Raw genomic sequence first — 1,411 nt, 5'->3', positions numbered from 1 at the left:
GCACAGCAATGTGTGTAGCTGACGAATACTAATCGGTCGAGGGCTTATCCTAAACACGTTTACTGTGACCCATACATCCAGTAGACAGCAGCTAAAAAGGCTTCAGCAAGCCTAATCTTTCGTATCCAGTTTTCAGGGCGCAACTTGCTTTGAATGCTTAATATTCCCTGATAGCTCAGTTGGTAGAGCACTCGACTGTTAATCGAGTTGTCACAGGTTCGAGTCCTGTTCGGGGAGCCATTGTAGAGAGGTGTCCGAGTGGTCGAAGGAGCACGATTGGAAATCGTGTAGGCTCTAACCGGGTCTCGAGGGTTCGAATCCCTTCCTCTCTGCCAGCAAGGCCCGTTGGTCAAGTGGTTAAGACACCTCCCTTTCACGGAGGTAACAGGGGTTCGAGTCCCCTACGGGTCACCAACTTTTCTTTTAAAAAAAGATTGACAAAAAAGAATGACCTATGATAAGATATAAAGGTCGCTCAACATGGAGGATTAGCTCAGCTGGGAGAGCATCTGCCTTACAAGCAGAGGGTCGGCGGTTCGATCCCGTCATCCTCCACCATTTAATCAATAATAATGACGCGGGGTGGAGCAGCCCGGTAGCTCGTCGGGCTCATAACCCGAAGGCCGCAGGTTCAAATCCTGCCCCCGCAACCAAATTCTTTACCTTTCGGAACTTTCCGAGAACATGATGTGGAGCTGTGGTGTAGTGGCCCAACATGCCTGCCTGTCACGCAGGAGACCGCGGGTTCGAATCCCGTCAGCTCCGCCACTTAAAAACAACATCAGGCTCGGTAGCTCAGTCGGTAGAGCAGAGGACTGAAAATCCTCGTGTCGGCGGTTCGATTCCGTCCCGAGCCACCATTGATGCAGTACAAGCAACACAAGTGAATATGCCGTTGTAGCTCAACTGGTAGAGCAACTGACTTGTAATCAGTAGGTTGGGGGTTCAAGTCCTCTCGACGGCACCACATGGAGGATTAGTGAAGTGGCTAAACACGGCAGACTGTAAATCTGCTCTCTCTGAGTTCGGTGGTTCGAATCCATCATCCTCCACCATTTTTTACCTTAGGGGCATAGTTTAAAGGTAGAACAAAGGTCTCCAAAACCTTTGGTGTGGGTTCAATTCCTGCTGCCCCTGCCAAAAAAACATTTGAATATGGCGGTCGTGGCGAAGTGGTTAACGCATCGGTTTGTGGATCCGACACTCGGGGGTTCAATTCCCCTCGATCGCCCCATTAATTCAAAAATTAGCATCACGTATTTTGTTGGGGATTAGCCAAGCGGTAAGGCAACGGACTTTGACTCCGTCATTCTCAGGTTCGATCCCTGAATCCCCAGCCATTTATATGCGGAAGTGGCTCAGCGGTAGAGCATCGCCTTGCCAAGGCGAGGGTCGCGGGTTCGATTCCCGT

At 50.5% G+C, this 1,411-nt stretch carries 12 tRNA genes; all 12 read left to right on the top strand.

What is annotated here, in order from left to right:
* Positions 1-164: 164 nt before the first annotated feature.
* A tRNA-Asn gene (locus AC1DM9_RS34325) sits at positions 165-240 on the top strand.
* A gap of 4 nt (positions 241-244) precedes the next feature.
* Positions 245-335 (top strand) — tRNA-Ser (locus AC1DM9_RS34320).
* A 4-nt stretch (positions 336-339) separates the two neighbouring features.
* Positions 340-414 (top strand) — tRNA-Glu (locus AC1DM9_RS34315).
* Positions 415-482: 68 nt separating this feature from the next.
* Positions 483-558: transfer RNA gene (locus tag AC1DM9_RS34310), tRNA-Val, on the top strand.
* Positions 559-576: 18 nt separating this feature from the next.
* A tRNA-Met gene (locus AC1DM9_RS34305) sits at positions 577-653 on the top strand.
* Between the two features lie 38 nt (positions 654-691).
* Positions 692-768 (top strand) — tRNA-Asp (locus AC1DM9_RS34300).
* A gap of 16 nt (positions 769-784) precedes the next feature.
* Positions 785-860, top strand: a tRNA-Phe gene (locus tag AC1DM9_RS34295).
* A gap of 31 nt (positions 861-891) precedes the next feature.
* Positions 892-967: transfer RNA gene (locus AC1DM9_RS34290), tRNA-Thr, on the top strand.
* Between the two features lie 3 nt (positions 968-970).
* Positions 971-1,055 (top strand) — tRNA-Tyr (locus AC1DM9_RS34285).
* An 11-nt stretch (positions 1,056-1,066) separates the two neighbouring features.
* Positions 1,067-1,140: transfer RNA gene (locus AC1DM9_RS34280), tRNA-Trp, on the top strand.
* A gap of 18 nt (positions 1,141-1,158) precedes the next feature.
* Positions 1,159-1,234: transfer RNA gene (locus AC1DM9_RS34275), tRNA-His, on the top strand.
* Between the two features lie 31 nt (positions 1,235-1,265).
* A tRNA-Gln gene (locus AC1DM9_RS34270) sits at positions 1,266-1,340 on the top strand.
* Positions 1,341-1,411 lie beyond the last annotated feature (71 nt).

This window comes from Paenibacillus sp. 01T431 (assembly GCF_056398625.1).
This window is presented reverse-complemented; position numbering and strand designations above follow the sequence as displayed.